The sequence below is a fragment of the Halalkalibacter oceani genome (genome assembly GCF_040544555.1).
GTDB lineage: Bacteria > Bacillota > Bacilli > Bacillales > Bacillaceae_D > Halalkalibacter > Halalkalibacter oceani.
In genome coordinates, this window is record NZ_JBEPKD010000006.1 from 1 (window position 1) to 19,974 (window position 19,974).

Below are 19,974 nucleotides of genomic sequence, written 5' to 3' on the forward strand. Positions count from 1 at the left end.
CGTCACTTAACTCATTCGACTTTTGGGGAGGTACTCCTTTTTTCGTGCCTTGAAAACCTTGCGAGACTAAGGGTTCAAATTATGAAATTGACTCACTTGAGATTAAAATAAAATATAAGTTTTAGCGTGGGGGAACTGTTACAGTAGTTAACTACAAATGAAAATTAAGAGCAGGTGAATTTTTTCATGGGTCATCAAATTTGGTTATCAAAGGAAATTTTAGAGTGGAATATTGATGGAGGAGAATCATTTTCTGTTTCACTTGAAGAATGGAAAAGACCCTACGAAATTTGGGAGTTTTCTAGAAAACTAATTGATGAGAATAACGATAGGGATAATTTATCAGAAGGCATTATTTCTTTGAAAAGAAGTTATGAAAAAAGACAGAAGAGTATAATTGCGAATTATCCATTAGGTAACATTAACTTCAATTACAAAGTTCCGCCTAAAAAAAGACTAGAATTGATGGAACAGTATGGCTTAATAAGGCCACTTCTTATAAAAAAACTTTTAGACATTAGAAATTCAATAGAACATACGGATAAATCACCTCCAAACAAAAGTGAATGTTTAGAGCTATTAGATTATGTTTGGTTTTTCCTGAAATCTACTGATGAACTTGTTTTAAACGTTCCGAATAAAACATGTATGAGAAATGAAAATTCGTTTGTTTGGATTGACTTGAACATGGAAGAAACCTCTAAAGAAAATGCAAATGTAGTTTTTAATTTTGAGGCATATTTAACATTAGATAAACTAAGCTTTGTAAAAAAAACTGATCATATTTGTTTAGAAAATTTGGAGATTGTTAGTGAAAGAAAAGAATTAGAAGAGGTAGAATGTTATGAGAGCTCTCATTTAACATACAAAAATAACGCTATTTTCATTAAAGGTAAATTGACTAATGGCAATGATCAATATCAAATTTTAAAAAAGATATTAGCTGATCCATGGAGGTAGGGGGAGAAGAAAAGCATGGGAGAAACATTTGATTTAATGGAAATTAAAAGTTATTTATCAGTTGAGGAAATGAATTATTTAGGCGGTTCTGTTTCCATAAGTTATTATAACGATAAAGATGAGGAAGTGAAAATTGGCAATAGTATTATATATATTTTTGAATTGGATGATTGGATTAGGGTGCTCGATAGGGCAGATTCGATAAGTGGGGATGTTTTTTATGTAATTGAATCCTTATATAGAACTCTTGAAGCTGAGAATATGTATGGGAGGTTAATGATCATTGATGAAATGATTATGAGTAAGAAATCAGATTCTTTGGGAGCCAGAATTAGTTTTCTTGAGAAAATAATAGAGTACGTTAACTTATTAGGTATTGAAAACATTGGGTTTATGAATGAGGCAATATGTAAAGAGTTAAGCAATAATGGAGAATATATCAATAATTTTATTGGATTAGGATTTAGGCCTATTCTAATGAAGGAAAGTAATCACTACACACTAGTAAAAATAAGTTATTAATACTTGCGAGAAGTATTTGGAGGGTTATATGAAAACAAATAAAGAATACAAAGAACAAGTTGAAGCTGAGTTTGGAAAACCGCTTAAAGTGTGTTTTGCAAGAAAAAAATACAGAAAAATGCAATGAAAAGTGCAGAGTTTTGCCACCCATTTTTCAACTATCGTGATTTTGACAATGCGTTTGAAAGTCTATAACTTCCACCGGTAAACGTTAGTACATGTGCATGATGAATTAATCGATCCACTAATGCTGCAGTGAGTCTAGAATCAATAAATATTCGATTCCATTGACTAAATTCAAGATTAGAAGTAATGATCAAGCTCTTCTGTTCATACCATTCGGCAATGAGCTGAAACAGTAATTCAGACCCTTCTTTACTAAAAGGAAGGTAACCCATTTCATCTAAAATAATAAGATTGACCTTTTCAAATCTTTTTCTAAATGAAGGCAATTTATCTTGTTTTAATGCATGTTCCAACTGCTCTATGAGATGGGATACACGGTAAAATTTAACCTCATATCCCATTTCACAAGCTTTCCTTCCTAAACCAGTTGCTAAATGTGACTTTCCAGTTCCAGGTGCCCCTATTAAAACAACATTTTGATTATGTGCGATGAATTCAAGACTCATTAAACTATCCTTATCTATCTGGGTAGGAAACCTGATTCTCTCGTTCCATTCATAATTACTTAGATTCTTAGAATCTAAGAATTTTGCTGTTTTAATAAGGCGCTGAATTTTTGCTTTTTCTCGTAATCGAAATTCCTCTTTAAATAAGTCTTCTAAAAATTGTGCTGGTGAATCAAATGGAATTGTTTCGTACATTTCGGGTACATAAGCAAGTCTCAATGATTTGCACATGGATCGGATTGCATCGCTCATGATCGATCACTCCCATCAGTTGGTGCTAGAGAGTCATAAAGGGACCAGTCAAGACCAAAGGGATTTTCAGTCTCTCCAGAAATTAAATCATAAAATTCTTCATTTATTCTTTTCATATCGTGTGTCACAAGTAAGTTAACGATCTCTAGTAATCTCTCTTTTCGCACTACAAGATCTTCGACCATTAGATAGTCGTTAACTCTCCCTGGTAAGTACTTTTGATACCGAGAATAAGGGACAACTCTTGGTTTTCTAATCCAATCCTTGAAGATAGTTATCCATGGAATCGCTCTTTTTTTACTCATATATGGTCTAAAGTCTTCTAAGAGGATCTCTCCGTCAGGAGAAACAGCTTTAAAATTATCCCAAGTCAGTCTGAAATAAATAAAGGGGTAGTTTGCTGCTTTTGGAATATGAATTAATGTTTGGTCCAGTTTTGCTTCATTATACTTATTTACACTTGCTTCTACCTCTTTAAAAATAGGGTAATCCTCTGTTGGCAAAGCTAGTAAATAATCCTTTTCCTCATTCCATAGATCCTCAATCATTGCTTCTTTTTCATAGTGAAGTCTTTGTCTGTCTTTTTGAAGTTGAACACGAAGTGTTTCGGTTAATTCTTCATAACTATTCATTACCGGAGATACAGAAAAGAAATTATAACGAATATAGCCCACTTTATTTTCAACATTTCCTTTTTCGTGTCCACTTCGTGGATTACATACTTGAACATCAAAGCCATAATGATTCTGGAACTGAATAAATGCATCTGTCAACTTTGCTTCTTCAAATTTCGACCTTACCTTTTTCACCGCAGGGGTTAAATTATCAATTCTGATCTTTCTAGGAACTCCCCCTGATTGATTAAATAGCAATTTTAAACCATAAAGAAAACATTCTTGATTTTCAGAAGGTAATGGTACCGCAAAACCCACATTACTACATGGATAGGACATGACAAGGACGTGTGTATCCACAAACTCTCCATCCTTAACAACCTCCATCAATCCAAAATCTACTTGAGCTTCGCTTGGTGGATGTTGTAATCGATCATGTCCTTTATCATAATCTTCATCATGGCTATTTTCCCAATCAGATATAAAATAGCATACAGTTCTGTACGAGCCTTGAAATCCAAGACCTTGAAGGTCTTTAAAGAGTTGTTTCTTTGTGCGACGCAACTTTTTCTTTAATTTCCTATCTTCAAAAAGCCAATCTGAAACAATTTCCCCCCACTTTTCTTCAGTCATCATCCCTTTCCTTTGTTTGATTTTTGATTGAGGCAATTGATTCTCATCTGCATATTTTTTTGCTGTTCTCCAATTAATTCCTAATGTTTTTTGTATTTTAGTTATCGAAAACCCTTTGTTGTTTCTAAGTGTTTTGATACAATTGATATCAGACATTGCTAGCATCCTTTCATAATCCTCCACTCTGTAAATGATTCGACACCATTACAGTAGAGGGACTTGGGGTGACTGGCAAGTCTTTTTTTATGCACTTATTAAGAAAGTGCAGGACTCTGCATTTTTACTTTGCAAAGCTCTGCACTTTTATTTTGCAATAAACACTTAAAGAGATTATGTATGATCTATGTGTTATTAGGGATGTAGTTCCTACTGAAGGGGCTTCTGAATTAGAGGTACCCAAAAAAACTTTTAACTATTGGAGAAATTCTTTTAGATTTGGCCCCTATCAACAAAGAAGCGATCAGGCAGGGAAATTCAGAGAAAAAGAAATCATTGGCTATAAAAATGAATTAGATAATATAGATTTAGACCGTGAATTTATGTTTAATCACACAAAATCCTTAGATGGTCTAAAAGAAATAATTGAAAGGTTTTTGGAACTTGAAAAATTAAAAAGAACTAAAGTTGAGAAGGAGTCTATGGATGAGTTATCAGTAATAATGGAGATAAAGACATTGGAAAGTACTTTAGAATATATTAAAAAATATACGAGTGGTAATTTATATCAAGAGTTTGTTAAAGAATTAAATTACTTAAAAGAGAAATAACACCAAGAGTTTATATAAATTAGCACCACAATAAGTAGGGACTACTTTTTGTATTATTCTATACTATTTTCCTGTTGAAATAATCGAAAAATTATAACCTAAAGACCTCCTCCTTCATCCCGCCCATGAACAAATTCACAGAGTATTCTCTATCCATTCCAGAAATCTATGGTAAAATAGGAGAATAATATGGAATGGTGGGAGTGAGGGTTTTGACTAGAGGATGGAAGAAAAAAGCATTGCCTGTCATGCTTGCGGGGGCGATGGTGTTTTCGTTTGGGCCTGTGACGTATGCGGATACTGTTCAAACAGATGTTTTGGAAGTGAAGTTCAATGATATTGAGGGGCATTGGGCTCAGAGTTTTATTGAAAATATGGCTGGAAATGAGATTATTAATGGATTTCCGGATGCTACGTTTCGCCCTGATGTGAAGGTAACGAAGCTGCAAGCGGTGACAATTGTGACGAATTTGTTGTCACAAAAAAGAACGTTGGAAACAACGGGGACTGATTACATAGGAGAGGTGCCGGAATGGGCGCGGAACAGTGTGGAGCTGGCTCTCTACAATGATATCGTCAGCTGGGAAGACATTCAGGATTATCAGGCGGAAGCATCCAGAATGTTTATTGTGGAGCTTTTGGTGCATGCTTTAGGAGCGGAGATCGATGCGGTACAAGAGCATGATTTAACGTTTACCGACCTAACAGATTTAAGTGCGGATGAACAGGCTTATTTGGCTATCGCTTTGGAAAATAAATTTGTTGAAGGCTATCAGGATAATACGTTTCGGCCAGGCAATTCGGTAACACGGGCGGAAATGGCGGTGTTTGCTGATCGTTTGTTCAACACGCTGGAAGATGAGTATGATTTTGAAGAAGGGTTTGAGAGAGTTGAGGTTGTAACGGGGAAAATTTCCCGTATCGCAGCTGATGTGAGAGAGCTAACAATCGGGTCGGCCACGTTCGGGGTTGCAGATGATTATACCGTTCAAATTAATGACAAGGATGCCAGCTTTGAAGACTTGAAGACTACGATGAATGTTCGTGTCGTTTTAAAGAATCAAAAAATGGCGGAAATTTATGCTTATTCAACCGAGAAAGAAGTCATCAAAGAGATCGTGACGGGCTCGATTTCAAGTATCGACAGAAACAATCGAAAAGTGACGGTTGGCTTGAAGTCGTTTGATGTTGCCAATGGTGTGCGAATCGAGGTGAATGGCGAGGTTGCAGGCTTTAGTAATTTAGAAACAGGCATGGAAACCGTTGTCGTTATCGCCAATGAAGAAATAGAATCTATCTTCGCTTTTAGAGTTGCTGAGCAGTCAGCGCTTGAGTTCAGCGTGAAACGGGAATGGAATGACCGTGATACTAATTTTAAAGAGGCAGTCCTGACAGGAGATAGAGTCAATGATGCTACGCCTGACTTAGAGGGGAAACGGCTAAGAATCAGTGTTGACGGAAGTCGTTTTAGAGAGATTGACCTCGATGAAATTGATGGACGTCAGAGAGATGGGGCTGAAGTAGCAAAACTGCTGCAAGCAGCTATTGAAGACGCGCTTGATGATAGACGGGTCAAAGTGGAATATAAGAATACGAGACGATTTGTTTTTGAAACGACCAAGAGTCCAATCGATGAGGTTCCTACGATCCAATTCGATGGGGATGCCGATGTACTGGACGCCCTTGGAATTGACGATGACGAAGTAAAAGGAGCAAGCGGAGAAAGAATTAGAGTATGGAACATTACGGTGGAAGCGGATGCGACGAAAGACCAGGAGTTTGAAATGAACGTTATCATTGATGATGAAAATATCGATGAAACAGTAAGATTTTCCGTTAAAAGAGGCGATTCGGCGGAAGAGATTGCCGATGCTATCGCTGATGCGCTTCTGGATAAGGCCAAGATCAGATCTGCTCTTGGCATCTCTGTGAAGCGTGATGTGCTTACGTTAACACCAGATGATGAAGATTGGGATGTTGAGATTGAGATAAAAGAAAAGTAACAAAGATAAACTCAAACTCACAAGTGTGGATCACTGACGCTTGTGAGTTTTTTTGTGGAGCACGAGAGCACACAGAACAATTCAATAGGTTTTTACAGGAAGGGAGAAGGGGTGCTTTCCACCAGTTGACAAGGGTATTCCTTGAATTTGATTCCGGGTTGACACTTGCTGTTCCTGTTTCTTCAATAAACTAAACGCCAAACTGTTTTAAATGGTGGTCGAGGTGCTTATAAATGCCTTTTCCCCACTCATCGGGAGTGAGCTTCCCGAAAAAAGGATGCGGGTGGGGCGTGCATGTCTCCCGACCATTGCTTTGAAAGGTGATGATTTTGCGCTTCAGTTTTTCTTTTTCTAGTTCAAATTCTTTTGGCTCGGTAATGAGAATATCTGGAATGGTCGACATGTTCTTGGGGAGCGGCTTGTCATTATAAAAAAGCGGTTTGGCGAAGCGGCCTACTAGTCTGCCTAACCACCCGCGCGAAGGGAAGGATTTGCCCATGGCAATGTCTTGAAAGGCTGAGCAATGGGCCAGCATTTGGGCGGCATCCATTTTCCCCCATTGCGCTTTGGCATCAGCGCTTACATAATCAATGCGAATCAAAATGTCCTCTGCATCCAAATGATTAAATAGATTCCTCATCTGTACACCTTCCTTTCTAACTAAATCTACCTTTAAGACGACAAGAAATCTATTGATTAACGGGAGGTTTTCCCAAAAGACCTATCATCAGCATAACAAAATATTTTATTTTATCTTTACAGGTATAAATTTACCAGGACTATACACCTTAAAATGTCTGGAATGCATGTTTGATGATCAAAGGCAAGTGGAATGCTGTATACTTTCGAATAAGTACCTATATGGAGAGGGGGGGGAGTGCGGCAAGGGAGAAGAAATAAACTGATCTGGCTTTTAAAAATAAGATAATCGATCTACAACATAGTCAGGGTAGTTGGATGTAAATGAAAGCCCGAAAACAAATAAGGAGACGTGATATGAAAAAACTGACAACTGGAATAGTAGTCTTTCTTTTGCTTTTTTCTCTATATGTTCCTGCGGAGATAAAAGCCAGTACTAAAACGATTAAAAATTTAACCCCTGGTGATCTCGTCACGTATAGTGATAGAGAGTGGGTCTATTTGCAGTCGATGGCGACCCAGCCGCAAGGATTGTTTTTGCGCACAGACAGCGAAAGGAACAGATACTACTACAATTCGGGAGATCCGGACGTTGTGGAAACGGCCTTTGACCCGGACAATTCGCTGACCGTCGCCAATTGGCTGAATACGGACTACTTCAGTAAATTGGAGGATCCGGACTGGATCCAGACAATGACGTGGGGCGGGGCTTCGGCGAAAATCGGTCTGCCCAGTCGTGAGGAGGCAGTGCTAAATGAAACGGTCATTTTGAACCGGTTGAATTCTGCTTATGATTATTATACACTGACAGCTGCTTCGGATTTCGATATCAATATTATCAATGTACGATCCCGTGCTGATAGAGCTTTTATTACCCCCGCTGATGCTGCTGTAGGGAATATACCGGCTAGTGTTGCACCGGCGATCTATTTGCATCCTGATTTGTATGTCGACGATGATGGGAAGGTCGTGTCATGTGTGCCACCCGAAATTGTGACGACACCGGCTGATGCTGTTGGCAGCTGGAAGCAGGAGGTCTCTGCCACATTACAAGATGGGTCTTGTTACGATGGGGGAGGCGTCGCCCAGTACCGCATGCAAACACCGGATGGCAGTTGGAGCGAATGGGCGAATTACAGTGATGAGGTTAAATTTGATCAAGAAGGTCGTTCTGTGTTGGAAAGCCGGATGTCTGTGCCGGGAAGTGCTGTTGCGGAGGCAGAGATTCTGATTGATCAGACCGAACCAACGATTGAGTTAAGTGCGGACCCGGTGACAATGACCAATCAGGATGTGACGATTACAGCGGACATGACAGATAATGGAGTAATCGCGACGAAAAAATGGGCGGAAGGAACGCCGCTAGCTGAGTGGTTCCTTGATGAGGATAATGGAACTATTTTTGCTGATGATAGCTTCACCGTTTCAAAAAACGGAACATTCAGTGTGTTTGCCCGTGATGAAGCTGGAAATACGTCAGTTGAAACGATTGAAATTCGCAATATTGATAAAGAAAAGCCCGTCATTACGCTTCTAGGCGACGAGACAATGTCTGTTGTCCGCGGCAGAAGTTTTGAGGACCCTGGTGCTACTGCGCTTGATAATGAAGATGGGGATATTACTAGCTCCATTGTCGTTACAGGTGAGGTGGATACGACAACGGCCGGGGAATATATTTTGTATTATGATGTGACTGACGAGGCTGGCAATGCGGCCGAGCAAGTGACGCGCACGGTTGAAGTAACTGCACGCTCCTCCGGTGGAGGGGGAGGCGGTGGATCCGGTTCGCCTGCTCCGCCGGCAAACTCGATCCCGCAGTCAGGTGGATCATTAACGATGGAGGGTGTGACGCTGCAGCTCCCGAGCGGGGCAGTCAGTGGAACCACCCGGATCAATGTTGAAGTGGTGAGGAACACCGATACTCTTCCAGCGTCTGATAGAGTCATAAGTGATGTGTTTGAGATCACGAAAGATACGACGGAGTCCTTTTCTGTTCCGATTACCCTTACAATGCCATTTGATCCTGAGCTTGTCGATGAAGAAAGCAGCAGCGTCAGTATTTTCTGGCTCGATGAAGAATCTGGCGAATGGATTGAATTAGACAATATTCAAATCGACTGGCAGGACGGTACGGTAGCCGGAGAGGTTGATCATTTTACGAAGTTTGCCGTATTGGAAGTAGAAAGTACGGAAGAGGAAGAAATCGAGGAGGAACCGTCGCCGGAGCTTCCTGAATCTTTTACCGATATTGACGGGCATTGGGCAGAGGAGCATATCATGGCATTGGTTCTGCAAAATATCGTAAATGGGTATCCTGATGGGGAGTTCAAGCCAAATCGTACGCTGACGAGAGCTGAGTTTACGACGATGATTGTGAAAGCCTATGGAATAGAAGAAACAGCGAGCCGTGTGTTCGAGGATACAGTGAACCATTGGGCAAGAGAAAGCATCGCAGCAGCCTATGAGCACGGCCTGATTAACGGCTACAATGAAGCGACGTTTGGTGCCGATGACCCGATTACACGGGAGCAGGTGGCGAGAATCATCGTGAATGCCAGTCAATTGGCTGGAGCTGAAGAGCAATCCCCTCGTTTCACCGATCAGGATGAAATCTCTCACTGGGCAGCAGAAGCTGTTGAAACTGTTGCATTACATGGTATTGTCACCGGCTATCCGAATGGCAGCTTCAAACCGAAGCAAACCGCAACAAGAGCAGAAGCTGTAGCCGTGATTGGACGAGTAATGGAGGAGGGGGACTAACCGAACGATCCTGCGAGCTTGTGAGCAATTCAATTTGAAGGGCGCAATACGAGAAAGATGTTTGAAATGACAAGCTATATCAGTAGGGGCTGAATCAAAAGGTGAAAATAACCTTTTTGGTTCCAGCTCCTTTCTTCATACTTAGCCGCTTGATAAAATAGGAGCAGGGAAAGGAGCGTGGATGAATGTATAAAGTGATGCTCATAGAGGATGATGTGCAGTTAAGTGAGCTTGTGCAGGATAAGTTGGAGCGGTATGGCTATGACGTGTATCAGCCTAACGATTTTATGAAGGTCGAGGAGGCGTTCGTTGAAATCGAGCCATCAACATTCGGGGGAAACGCGTTGGGAGTATCAACCTTTATGACACCCCCTATCTCAATAAGAAAGGATCGCTTTTGTATAGTCCGTAAAGTCCTGCAGATGGTTATCAAGTATTTGTTGTAAGATGCTCAAGTTAAGCTCCTGGTAATCATGCACGGCAATGTTTCGAAAGCCAACCATTGCTTTCATTTTATGAGAAAGTGAGGCGGGAAGGATTCCTTCTTCTTCTATTAACGAAAAAGCATCACGACTCGTTTGTGGAATGCCTAGTTTTTTCTCGGCAACAATGTGCATGGCAAGGTCAATACTAGCTTCACATGCACGTTGGAGATTTAACACAATCGAATCTTGTTTTGTATAGTTTCTTAAATGGTCTGGGTTCTGTTCATATTCCTCTGTAATTCGTTTGATACAACGTTCGATAATGGCAACCTTATTCAAGACAACATCATTTTTCATAGATTGACCCACTTTCAGCGATCTTTTTGAAAATAGGAGCGCGTTCTTCATTTAATTTCGTGTACATTTTTAATGCTTTTATTTCGAAAAGCTGTTTCTTTTCTTGATTTGAACAATAAATGACTTTGCCAGTCTGGATCACTTGCGCTTGAAAAACCGTGCTTGCTTCTTGTAAATCAATTAGGTCAACCTCTTGATTCAGCTTTGCAGCGAGGTCTTGCGCGATCATAAACAATTGATAAGAGTCTACTTTATTCTGCTCGCTTAAAAAGGCAATGTCGACATCGCTATCCTGATTCGCCGTCCCTTTTGCATGTGAGCCGAACAAGACGATGAGGAACGGAGACAAAGAAGCAACAAGCTTGTCGATAATGAGCTGTTCGTTCACCATATTCAATCCAAATCCCTCCAGCCTTTCTATGAATATAGAAAAAGAGCGACATTCTATCATCTTCTTTATTATACCAGACAGGCAGAGACATTATTCATCTATTTCCCTATCCTGCTTAATGAGTATATTCGTACACCTTATCAAATTATTAAAAATGATTTGATAAGGTTTCCAGTGAAAAAACGTTACCTCTTCAATAAGTTATTTTTATACTTTTATCCGGCGCTCGGCAGAAAGAACCGCCATCAGCCTCGCCCTAGTAAATGAACCGACGGGGAATTTGGATTCGAAATCGTCACCGGTGATCATGGAGTGCTTTGAGAAGGTTGTCACTCATGATGGGTTAGCGGCGAGCTAGTGGTGTTTATTAAGACGATGCGATTCACTCTTATATTGTGAAGAACGGAAGCAGAAAGGAGTTTTGGCATCAAATAATGGATAATCTTGCGCTGGAAAAAATCACTGAAAATATGAAATTTATCTCATAAAAAAAGGAAACTAATGTTATAATTTTCCTGTCATGATAAGAGAAACGATTGTTTTGGAGGGGGACATGGAACTAGATAAGAAAAAAACAGTTGTCATTGCCCGGGGACATCGACTTAAAATGGTGTATGAAATTTTTATGGCCGTGCTGGCGTTCATCTCCGTTATCTTTATTTGGAATGATCATCCTTTCATTAGAAATCTCGACTTTGTCATTTGGGTTATTTTTGTCCTGGATGTCTCGGTCCGGTTCTTTTCGAGCGAAAACAAATGGGCTTACATAAAGCGGAATCCGTTAGATCTTGTGGCGATTATTCCCCTCGACAGCATTTTCAGGCTGGCCCGTCTCGTACGCTTCATCAGGCTATTGCGGACATTGGCGATTTTAAAGCATTACGCTCAGCCTGTTTATGATATTTTCAGAACGAATAATCTTGATAAAGTCCTGATTGTGCTTGTGGTTCTTATCTTTCTTACGTCGATTCCGATCACGATGCTGGAGCCGGGCATAGCTCATTATTCTGATGCGGTCTGGTGAGCGATTGTCACCTCTACAACGGTCGGCTATGGCGATATCTCTCCTGTTACCGTCGTCGGCAGACTGATCGCCATTATTTTGATGGTGTTTGGGATTGGGTTACTCGGTCTGGTGACAAGCTCGATTGCCGCTTATTTTTCGCAAAACAAAAAAAGAAAAGAGAGCGCGACGGTTACCTATTTAAAAGAGCAGATTGATCACCTGGAAGAGCTTTCGGATGACGAAATCGAAAAGGTGAAACTGCTGATTGACAGCTATAAGAGGAACAACGTGCTTTGACAACAGCCTGTTGCCGGATACGGGAGGAGCATGTGCATTCTCTATGAAAAAAATGCCCCGTTCTTTTTTCAGTCAGATAATCTGACGAAAAAGTACAAAGGGACCCGACCTTTCTGTAACATGTAGCTATAGCTGATCGGCAATGGAGCTGGTCAAGTAAATCGCAGTGAATAAGTGAATCGAAATAGGCAAAGGTGCCTGATGCTTGCTTTGTGACGAAGATCGTGACGAGCTGGAATCAGGCACCTTTTTGTCTTTTTTGGAGCTGCAACGTGAGGAGGAAGGTGGATGGAGAATTTAGGGACTTACGTCATCTATGTCATTATGGCCTGTACAGTTATTGGTGCGATTGCTTCGATAAAAAACACGCAAACAGGTCTCGGAAAGGAGTTTATGGAGGGGCTGCATTCCGTCGGCCATATTTTCGTTCCGGCTGCCGGCATCATGGCGTCGATTCCGTATTTGTCGACATTTATTTCGGGCTTTTTTGGGCCGATTTTTGCCACAGTGGGGGCCGATCCGGCGATTGCCGCTACGGCCATTATCGCTGTTGATATGGGGGGATACCAGCTGGCGGAAGCGCTGGCTGAGACGCACGAAGGCTGGATTATGGCGATGACAGTCGGCTATATGGCCGGGGCGACGATCGTCTTTACGATTCCGATGGGGTTGGCGATGCTCGATCAGCGCGACCATAAATATATGGCGTTGGGCGTCATGGCCGGCATTTTATCAATCCCGATCGGCGTTTTGATTTCATGCGCGATGATGGTCTTCGGCAATCCTGTTGTGCGTGATGTGATTTCAACAAGCTCAGAAGCAACCTATCAGTTAGCATTAAGCTTTGGCGCTATTTTTGTTAATTTAATTCCGCTGATTGTGTTAGTGTTGGTGATTGCGCTTGGGTTACGTTTCTATCCTGATATTATGGTCAAAGGCTTTATGATTTTTGGAAAGGGGATGGATGCCGGGATCAAGCTTGTTCTCTGCTTTTCGATCGTCGAATATTTTACCGGCTTTTTCTCAACAATGTTTGGCGTTTGGGGATTTGATCCGATTATTGCAGATGAGCAGGATCAGTTCCGTGCCCTTGAAACCGCCGGTTACATCGGGATTATGCTGGCCGGGGCGTTCCCGATGGTCTATTTGATTCGCAAGTATTTGTCGCGGCCGCTTGAAGTCGTCGGGAAGAAAGTCGGTTTAAACGCCGTTGGAAGTGCCGGGATTCTTGCTTCAAGCGCTAATGTGCTGGCAATGTTCCGCCTCGTTAAAACGATGCGGCCAAAGGATAAAGTGATTAATATTGCCTTTGCTGTCTGTGCCGCTTTCCTGCTTGGCGACCATCTCTCCTTTACGGCGAACTTCCAGCCCAATTTGATTTTGCCGATCGTGGCCGGAAAGCTTCTAGCAGGGCTAGCGGCCATTGCACTAGCGCATTGGCTCTGTGTAAAGAAGGCGCTGCAGCTTGAGGAAGAGGACCGCCGACTGGGGATTATCGGCGAAAATGAGTACATGGATAAAGAAGACATTCCCGTGGAAGTGGAAGCTGAACAGAAGATTGGCTAGACGTATCAACATACAAGGGGCGCCGCAAAAGGTCAACATTCGATCCTTTTGCGGCACTTTTTATGCTGGAAAGACGAAGCAAAAATGTTGCATCTGAACATAATCTGAGCTACACTGCATCTATACTATTTATACTTTATTGTTTAAAAAGTGTGGTGATTGCGGTACGGTTTTTTGCGAGCTAGTGAAGCAAACTATTTGTCATTTGTCTAATGTTTAGGTTACACTTCGATAGGAATATAGGGGCAAGGGCTTATTTCCTGATATAGTTGCTATAGCAACTATATCGATAGTAAGATAATAAAGGAGAGGAATATAGGATGTTTAACGACCAAATTACGGTTCAAGCGATTATTAACGGGGAAAAAGTAAAAGCGGAGAGACATGAAGCGCGGGAAAACCCAACCCACCCAGAGCAGATCGCTGGCTATGCGCCAATTAATACACGCGAGGATGCAGTGCGGGCGATTGATGCGGCACATACGGCATTCGCAAGCTGGACGAAGGTGGCAATCGAAGAGCGAATTGAACGGATGGAAAGAGCGATTCAAACGATTAAAGCCGCTGCACCTGATATTGCCGAGCTGTTGTCTAGGGAGCATGGCAAGCCGCTTTATGATGCAGAGGGGGAAATCGGCGTTTCTCTTGCATGGATGGAATTCGCCTGCCAAAATGCGAAGGACGTTTTGCAAAATGAAATGAGAGAGGACGAAAATGGGAAGACGATCATCGCCCATGACGGCATCGGCGTTGTTTCGGCGATTACTCCATGGAACTATCCGTTGTCGCTCTCAACGATCAAAATTGCTCCAGCGTTGCTGGCAGGTAACACAATGGTGCTGAACCCAAGTCCGCTTGCTCCTTTAGCTGTCAGCAAAGTGGTGGAGATGATCGCAGCGGAATTTCCAAACGGCGTATTGAATCTCATTCATGGGGAAGCCGATGTCGGTGTGGAACTGACATCCAATCCGAAAGTGGCGAAAATCGCTTTTACAGGCGGAACAGGAACGGCGAAGCATATTATGAAGGCGGCAGCTGATACGATTAAAAATATGACGCTCGAATTAGGTGGAAACGATGCGGCGATCATTTTGAACGATTTTGATGTCAATGATGAACGGGCGATGCGCCGTCTCGTCATCTCCAACTTCTTGACTGCCGGGCAAATTTGTATGATTGCCAAACGAATCTATGTCGATCGCTCGATTTACGAGCAATTCGTTGAAAAATACATTGAAGCAGCGAATAAATGGATCCGGGTAGGCGATCCATTTAATAAGGACGTCACAATCGGCCCGGTAAACAATAAAAAGCAGGCGGAGTTTGTGCAAAGTCTGATTGATGATGCTACAGCTAAAGGGGCAACGGTTGTCAAGCTTGGAAAAGTACTCGATAAGGATGCATTTGAAAAAGGTTACTTCCTGCAGCCGACGGTTGTGCTCGGAGCTGATTACAATGATCCAATCGTAGTGGAGGAGCAATTTGGCCCGACTGTGCCAATCCTGCCATTCGACGGAGATGAGCATGCAATTGAATTAGCGAACGACAGCATTTACGGTTTGACGAGCTCAGTCTGGGGCGATGAAGAGCATGCGATTGAAGTTGCCAAACAGATCCAGGCCGGCACAACGATGATTAATACCGCCGCGGTGCAAGGACTTGATGTTCGCTTTCCGTTTGGTGGAGTGAAACAGTCAGGCATCGGCCGTGAATACGGAAAAGAAGGGCTTCTGGCGTATACGGATACTCATATTATCAATATCCCGAAAAAAGGCGAGCTTCCTTATATTCCGGAATAATACGAAAAAAAGGCTGGGCTAAGGTTTTTTACCTTTTGCCCGGCCTCTTCTCAAAGCTTCTTAGACAAAGCGCAGATGTTTTACACCGCCGCCGGCTAAAAAATTAACCGCTGTGCGGCAGAGCAGCTTTTAAAGAAAAGCGAAATTTACAATGGTCATTTCCCTCTGTTTTGCAGGAAACTCTCTTAACATTTTCTGTGCCGACCACCTGCTTGAACATTGCCGTTTCGCAGTGACAGGCTGTCTTAAATTCTTTGGCAATCGCCAGGATCGGGCAGTTGTGCTCGACTAATTCAAACGTCTGCTCGTCCAACTGATGGACATCCGTCATGTAGCCTTTTTCATTTTGAATGCGGGCCAGTTCATAGATTCTTTCTGTCGGCCGTTTATGTTCGACTCTTGCTTTGTACTCTGCTGCAAGTCTCTGCTCTCTTTTTTGGAACAAATGGTCGATCGCTTCTTTTCCATGCAAGTCCTGAATGTCTTGCAGAAATTCGACGCTGATCCCCTCATAGTTTTTTGGGAAAAGCCGCTCTCCTTCAGCGGTAAGCGAGAAGACTTGCAACGGTCGGCCCATTGGCTGCTTTACTTCCTTAGCTTGAATCAATTGATCCTGCTCAAGTGTTGAGAGGTGCTTGCGCACTGCCATATGGGTGATCTTTAATCGTTCAGTTAAATCGTTGACAGTTAATGAAACGTCGATTTTCAACGCTTCGAGTATTTTATCTTTCGTTGTCTTTTTTGTTTTATTCATATCGGTTCCTCGATTCTTCATCTTGGATTGCATTCTATGACAGTTAATTATACTAGAAGGTATAAAAAAAGGAAAGAATAAGAGATCAAGCTACTCGGGCAGCTGATCGGCAGGCAAAAAAATTGCTAATTGCAGTCAGAGTCATGTATGATTTACCTAATTTAATATACTTTTTTATATAAAAAGTGTATGGAAGGAGTGGGAAAAGAGATGGGAGACATTTTTCAACGAGAAGTCAAAGATCATTGGTATGTCAAATACGAGGAAGCGTCCTTTCCATTTATTCAAAAGGGGTGGGTACTGCCAGTAGACCGTTGGCGGGACTTTGATCCATTTATTTTGATGGCGGAAGATTGGTTTAAAAGAGGGGCCTTTTCCGATCATCCCCATCGCGGCATCCAAACGATCACTTATGTTATTGATGGAAGATTGGAGCATATTGACAACGGGGGCGGCCGTGATATTTTGCAGCCCGGCGACGTTCAATACATGAATGCAGGCTGGGCGGCGAGACACGCCGAGGAAGGCGTTGACGATGATATCGCTCATACGCTGCAGCTATGGCTGAACCTGCCAAAAAGCAAGCGGAAAACAGAAACATCGTATCAAAACATTTATGCCGAGGATGCCCCGGTCTTGAGCGTTGACGGCGGCTCGGTAAAGGTGTTTTCCGGGAAGTTCGGCGACGTGAAAGGACCGCTTCAATCCGTCGTGCCGATCACGCTTGCCGAAGTCAATTTTGAAAAAGGGGCGAGCTATACTCATGTTTTGCCGGAAAACCACAATGCCTTTTTATATGTCTTATCAGGTGAGCTGGAACTTGGAACAAGTGAGACCGTTCATCTCGCCAAGCATGGGGTCGCCACGCTGACGTATCAAGAGGACGGAAACCCAGCGAACAGCAGTGAATTTACCATAACATCCGCTAGCAGACGAGCCAAGCTCCTGATCTATTCCGGCGCGCCGATTAAGGAAGAGATTGTCCCCTACGGCCCGTTCGTAATGAATACGATGGAAGAAATTAAACAGGCCTATCGCGACTATCATGCCGGAAAGTTCGGACCGCCGGCTATTTAGCGGCTAGCTTCATCATAGAAACGTTCGGGACAAAACTAGCTTCGATTACGCTCGTTGCTCAGAGGCTACTCTTTCCTCTCTATTTGAATGAGCTACTAAAAAAAGATCGAATGAATGTAGCTGCTCATAAGAAAAAGAAAGTGAAACTTCTTCTCCTTTGCGGCAGTCTTATAAAAAAGGCACTAGCTAAGGAGGAAGATCAATGAGAAAGCTGCTGCTCACCGGCGTACTGCTTATCATCGGAGCTTGTGGTCAGGGGAATGCCACTGGCGTGGGAAATAGTGAACCAAATGGAGCAGAGGCAGACGACACGGTAATTGAGTATGAAGACTATGTTGAAGTCTATGGAGACGATCAAGAAGAGCTTGCGGTGAAGTTGAATGATTTTATGAATGAGAAGCTGTCCTCGGAACAGAGGGGAGAATTTTATCTCAATCATGATGAGCGTGAAGGAGATTTTGTGATTCAGGTGACAAAAGAGACGGATGTTTCAGAGGTGGCCGATGAATTGAAAAGCTACCTTCCTGAAACCGATGGCCAAGCCTTTAAGGTGCATATCGATCATGTTACGTATTCAAAAGCCTTTCTTGACAAGGCACAACATGAAATATTTGAAGAGGAGAGTCGCTTTTTTAAAGGGGAGCGGAAAGTTTGGGGCGCGTATGTCGACGTCTGGTCGAATCAGCTTGTGTTAGCTGTGAGCCGGGTTGAAGATGTCGACCTTGAAGCGCTTGCGGAGCGCTTTGGTCATACGGATTTTATTACGTTTAGCGAAGGGCCACTGGCCAGCATGAGCGATGATCAGGTGCCCGTGCCGACTGCCGAGCCGTATATCACGGGACCCATTACTGAAGTGAACCGCGGAAGTAAGGTTGTGCTTGTTGATAACATGATATATGCCTCGTCGAAGCACGCTGTAATCGTCAACAGCAGCGGGGAAATCGCATTTGACGAGCTGAATGTGGGCGACACGGTACGGCTTTGGGTCGAAGGTGGAGTCAATGAGTCGCTTCCCGCCCAGGGTTCGGCGGCGTTTATTCAAGTAGTGGAGTAATCGGGTTTTCTTTCAAGCATTGGGCAATAGCCGTCAGCTGGAGCGCTTTCCCGGCTGACGGCTGCTTTGTACCGGAAATCTATGAACGGATGAAAGTAATAAAATCAACGTTTACAGGCTCAGCCCCGGCAAGGCGGAGAAGCTTGTTGATCTGGCCGCGATGGTACTGTCCATGAAGGGCGACATGGGTTAAAATCGCGCGTATCGAGCTATGAAACTCTGTTTGCCGGCTATTTTTATAGATGACCGGTTCGTCGAGTGTATCCTCTGTTAGATTGGAAAGGTAAGCGTCGTACTTTTCCTTGTTCTCCCTCACCATCTCCTGGCAGCGGCTCAAGCTTTCCACAGTCCAGATCGGCAGTTTCGTACTGTCTTTTCCTTCTAATCTAGTTAGCCAGATGCGTTCCGCTAAAAGAATATGTGAAAAAGGGCGGAGAGCTTCCTCGTCCTCGGTCTTGTTTGTTTGCAATGCTTCAATAATTCGCTGATTAGCCCAATCCAAATGCAAAAACATTTGCTCCAATGTTTTCATCAACATACCTCCCTTTCATTTGCGTACCAATGATTTTATTATATAACGAGGGAATGTCAGCAATGAAGCAGTATAATAGAGAGACAAGCCAAGTAAGCGATAAAGGAGAAACGATGATGAGAGATGTGATTTTCATTCCTCTTTCCGCCAATGAAGAATTGGTGATTGCTGCAGATGGTGCCGGGGGAATAGGGGAAAAGGAGCAGGACGTCGTTCAGACGTCTTATCGAATTTTGAGTCAGTATACATACCGCGTGGCGTTAATGGAATGTATGGCAGTCGGGGCCGTTCCGTTTTCTGTGCTTGTGCAAAATTTTATTTCCGAGGAAGCCTGGCAAATCGTAATAGACGAAATTAAAAACATGTCGCAGAAGAGTGGTCTCACAGAGCTTGAGATCGGCGGCAGCACGGAATCGAATATGCCGCTCGTTCAATCGGCGCTCGGCATCACCGTTCTTGGAAAAGTCGCAAAGGACGAAAAGAAAGTCGGAAAAACGCCGTCGGACGCTGCGTTTGCGGTAGCCGGTCTGCCTTTGTACGGAGAAGAGGTGCTGACGAGGAAGGATGACGTACTTCCACTAGACCTCTTTTTGCGTTTACTAAAACATCCTGCTATTTACGAAGTGGTGCCTGTCGGGTCAAAAGGAATTAAGTATGAGCTTGAGCATGTGTGGGGCGTGAGAAATCTCCGTGCCGAGTGTGATTTCATCGACGTCTGTAAATCAGCGGGACCGGCAACATGTGTGATCATCAGCTTTGATAAAGCGGAAAAGGAAAAGCTGAGCAGCGACTTTGCCGGCTGGCTCACACCGCTGGAAATGATGTGAAAAGTGGGGGAGATATATCCCCTTCAACCATTTTTGTTAAATCACGGAAGGAGAAGCGGAAAAGAGCGAGAAAAGTAGTAATGTGGAGAGACATTCATATAATAGAG

At 42.9% G+C, this 19,974-nt stretch carries 19 protein-coding genes; 12 read left to right on the plus strand and 7 right to left on the minus strand.

What is annotated here, in order from left to right; translation table 11 throughout:
* The first annotated feature begins 186 nt into the window (after nt 1-186).
* Together ABMB67_RS08770 and ABMB67_RS08775 are read left to right on the plus strand one after the other, a co-directional pair.
* Nucleotides 187-960: a hypothetical protein gene (locus ABMB67_RS08770; RefSeq protein WP_354571821.1), complete on the plus strand. Its 774-nt coding sequence runs from the start codon at nt 187-189 to the stop codon at nt 958-960.
* Between the two features lie 15 nt (nt 961-975).
* Nucleotides 976-1,482 (plus strand): hypothetical protein, encoded by a 507-nt coding sequence (locus tag ABMB67_RS08775; protein WP_354571822.1) that lies wholly within the window; start codon nt 976-978, stop codon nt 1,480-1,482.
* 158 nt (nt 1,483-1,640) lie between these two features.
* Here ABMB67_RS08775 and istB read toward each other — a convergent pair whose 3' ends face one another.
* Nucleotides 1,641-2,366, minus strand: a complete 726-nt coding sequence (gene istB, locus ABMB67_RS08780) for an IS21-like element helper ATPase IstB (protein ID WP_354571823.1) — start codon at nt 2,364-2,366, stop codon at nt 1,641-1,643.
* Nucleotides 2,363-3,778 (minus strand): IS21 family transposase, encoded by a 1,416-nt coding sequence (gene istA, locus ABMB67_RS08785; protein WP_354571824.1) that lies wholly within the window; start codon nt 3,776-3,778, stop codon nt 2,363-2,365. Before istA ends, istB begins: the two co-directional genes overlap by 4 nt.
* A 167-nt stretch (nt 3,779-3,945) precedes the next feature.
* Between istA and ABMB67_RS08790 the strand changes: the two genes are divergently transcribed.
* A complete protein-coding gene (locus ABMB67_RS08790) occupies nt 3,946-4,380 on the plus strand; it encodes a hypothetical protein (protein ID WP_354571825.1) in 435 nt (144 codons plus the stop codon).
* A gap of 212 nt (nt 4,381-4,592) precedes the next feature.
* Entirely contained in the window at nt 4,593-6,383 is a 1,791-nt protein-coding gene (locus ABMB67_RS08795; RefSeq protein WP_354571826.1) for an S-layer homology domain-containing protein, read from the plus strand.
* 190 nt (nt 6,384-6,573) lie between these two features.
* On the opposite strand, the gene ABMB67_RS08800 is transcribed toward ABMB67_RS08795, so the two are convergent.
* Complete coding sequence (locus tag ABMB67_RS08800) at nt 6,574-7,023, minus strand: DUF1569 domain-containing protein (protein WP_354571827.1); 450 nt, start codon at nt 7,021-7,023, stop codon at nt 6,574-6,576.
* Nucleotides 7,024-7,379: 356 nt separating this feature from the next.
* Here ABMB67_RS08800 and ABMB67_RS08805 point away from each other — a divergent pair, with 356 nt between their 5' ends.
* Nucleotides 7,380-9,782, plus strand: a complete 2,403-nt coding sequence (locus ABMB67_RS08805; RefSeq protein ID WP_354571828.1) for an S-layer homology domain-containing protein — start codon at nt 7,380-7,382, stop codon at nt 9,780-9,782.
* Between the two features lie 377 nt (nt 9,783-10,159).
* Here the strand turns inward: ABMB67_RS08805 and hepT are convergent, their stop codons facing one another.
* Nucleotides 10,160-10,564: a type VII toxin-antitoxin system HepT family RNase toxin gene (gene hepT / locus ABMB67_RS08810; RefSeq protein WP_251221367.1), complete on the minus strand. Its 405-nt coding sequence runs from the start codon at nt 10,562-10,564 to the stop codon at nt 10,160-10,162.
* Nucleotides 10,554-10,955, minus strand: coding sequence for a type VII toxin-antitoxin system MntA family adenylyltransferase antitoxin (mntA, locus tag ABMB67_RS08815; RefSeq protein WP_354571932.1), 402 nt, complete (start codon nt 10,953-10,955; stop codon nt 10,554-10,556). Before mntA ends, hepT begins: the two co-directional genes overlap by 11 nt.
* Before the next feature lie 553 nt (nt 10,956-11,508).
* Between mntA and ABMB67_RS08820 the strand changes: the two genes are divergently transcribed.
* The 4 genes from ABMB67_RS08820 (at nt 11,509) to ABMB67_RS08835 (ending at nt 15,623) form a co-directional block, all read left to right on the plus strand.
* The gene (locus ABMB67_RS08820; protein ID WP_354571829.1) at nt 11,509-11,979 is read left to right on the plus strand and encodes an ion transporter; all 471 of its coding nucleotides are present in this window, start codon (nt 11,509-11,511) and stop codon (nt 11,977-11,979) included.
* A 3-nt stretch (nt 11,980-11,982) separates the two neighbouring features.
* Entirely contained in the window at nt 11,983-12,258 is a 276-nt protein-coding gene (locus tag ABMB67_RS08825; protein ID WP_354571933.1) for a potassium channel family protein, read from the plus strand.
* 288 nt (nt 12,259-12,546) lie between these two features.
* A complete protein-coding gene (gene eutH, locus ABMB67_RS08830) occupies nt 12,547-13,824 on the plus strand; it encodes an ethanolamine utilization protein EutH (protein ID WP_354571830.1) in 1,278 nt (425 codons plus the stop codon).
* Nucleotides 13,825-14,144: 320 nt separating this feature from the next.
* The gene (locus tag ABMB67_RS08835; protein ID WP_354571831.1) at nt 14,145-15,623 is read left to right on the plus strand and encodes an aldehyde dehydrogenase family protein; all 1,479 of its coding nucleotides are present in this window, start codon (nt 14,145-14,147) and stop codon (nt 15,621-15,623) included.
* Between the two features lie 103 nt (nt 15,624-15,726).
* On the opposite strand, the gene ABMB67_RS08840 is transcribed toward ABMB67_RS08835, so the two are convergent.
* Nucleotides 15,727-16,377 (minus strand): helix-turn-helix transcriptional regulator, encoded by a 651-nt coding sequence (locus ABMB67_RS08840; protein ID WP_354571832.1) that lies wholly within the window; start codon nt 16,375-16,377, stop codon nt 15,727-15,729.
* 210 nt (nt 16,378-16,587) lie between these two features.
* Here ABMB67_RS08840 and ABMB67_RS08845 point away from each other — a divergent pair, with 210 nt between their 5' ends.
* Nucleotides 16,588-17,454, plus strand: coding sequence for a pirin family protein (locus ABMB67_RS08845; protein ID WP_354571833.1), 867 nt, complete (start codon nt 16,588-16,590; stop codon nt 17,452-17,454).
* A 202-nt stretch (nt 17,455-17,656) separates the two neighbouring features.
* Nucleotides 17,657-18,508: a DUF3221 domain-containing protein gene (locus ABMB67_RS08850; protein WP_354571834.1), complete on the plus strand. Its 852-nt coding sequence runs from the start codon at nt 17,657-17,659 to the stop codon at nt 18,506-18,508.
* Between the two features lie 79 nt (nt 18,509-18,587).
* On the opposite strand, the gene ABMB67_RS08855 is transcribed toward ABMB67_RS08850, so the two are convergent.
* A complete protein-coding gene (locus ABMB67_RS08855; RefSeq protein WP_354571835.1) occupies nt 18,588-19,040 on the minus strand; it encodes a DinB family protein in 453 nt (150 codons plus the stop codon).
* Between the two features lie 62 nt (nt 19,041-19,102).
* On the opposite strand from ABMB67_RS08855, the gene ABMB67_RS08860 reads away from it, so the two are divergent.
* The gene (locus tag ABMB67_RS08860) at nt 19,103-19,867 is read left to right on the plus strand and encodes an ATPase (protein ID WP_354571836.1); all 765 of its coding nucleotides are present in this window, start codon (nt 19,103-19,105) and stop codon (nt 19,865-19,867) included.
* Nucleotides 19,868-19,974 lie beyond the last annotated feature (107 nt).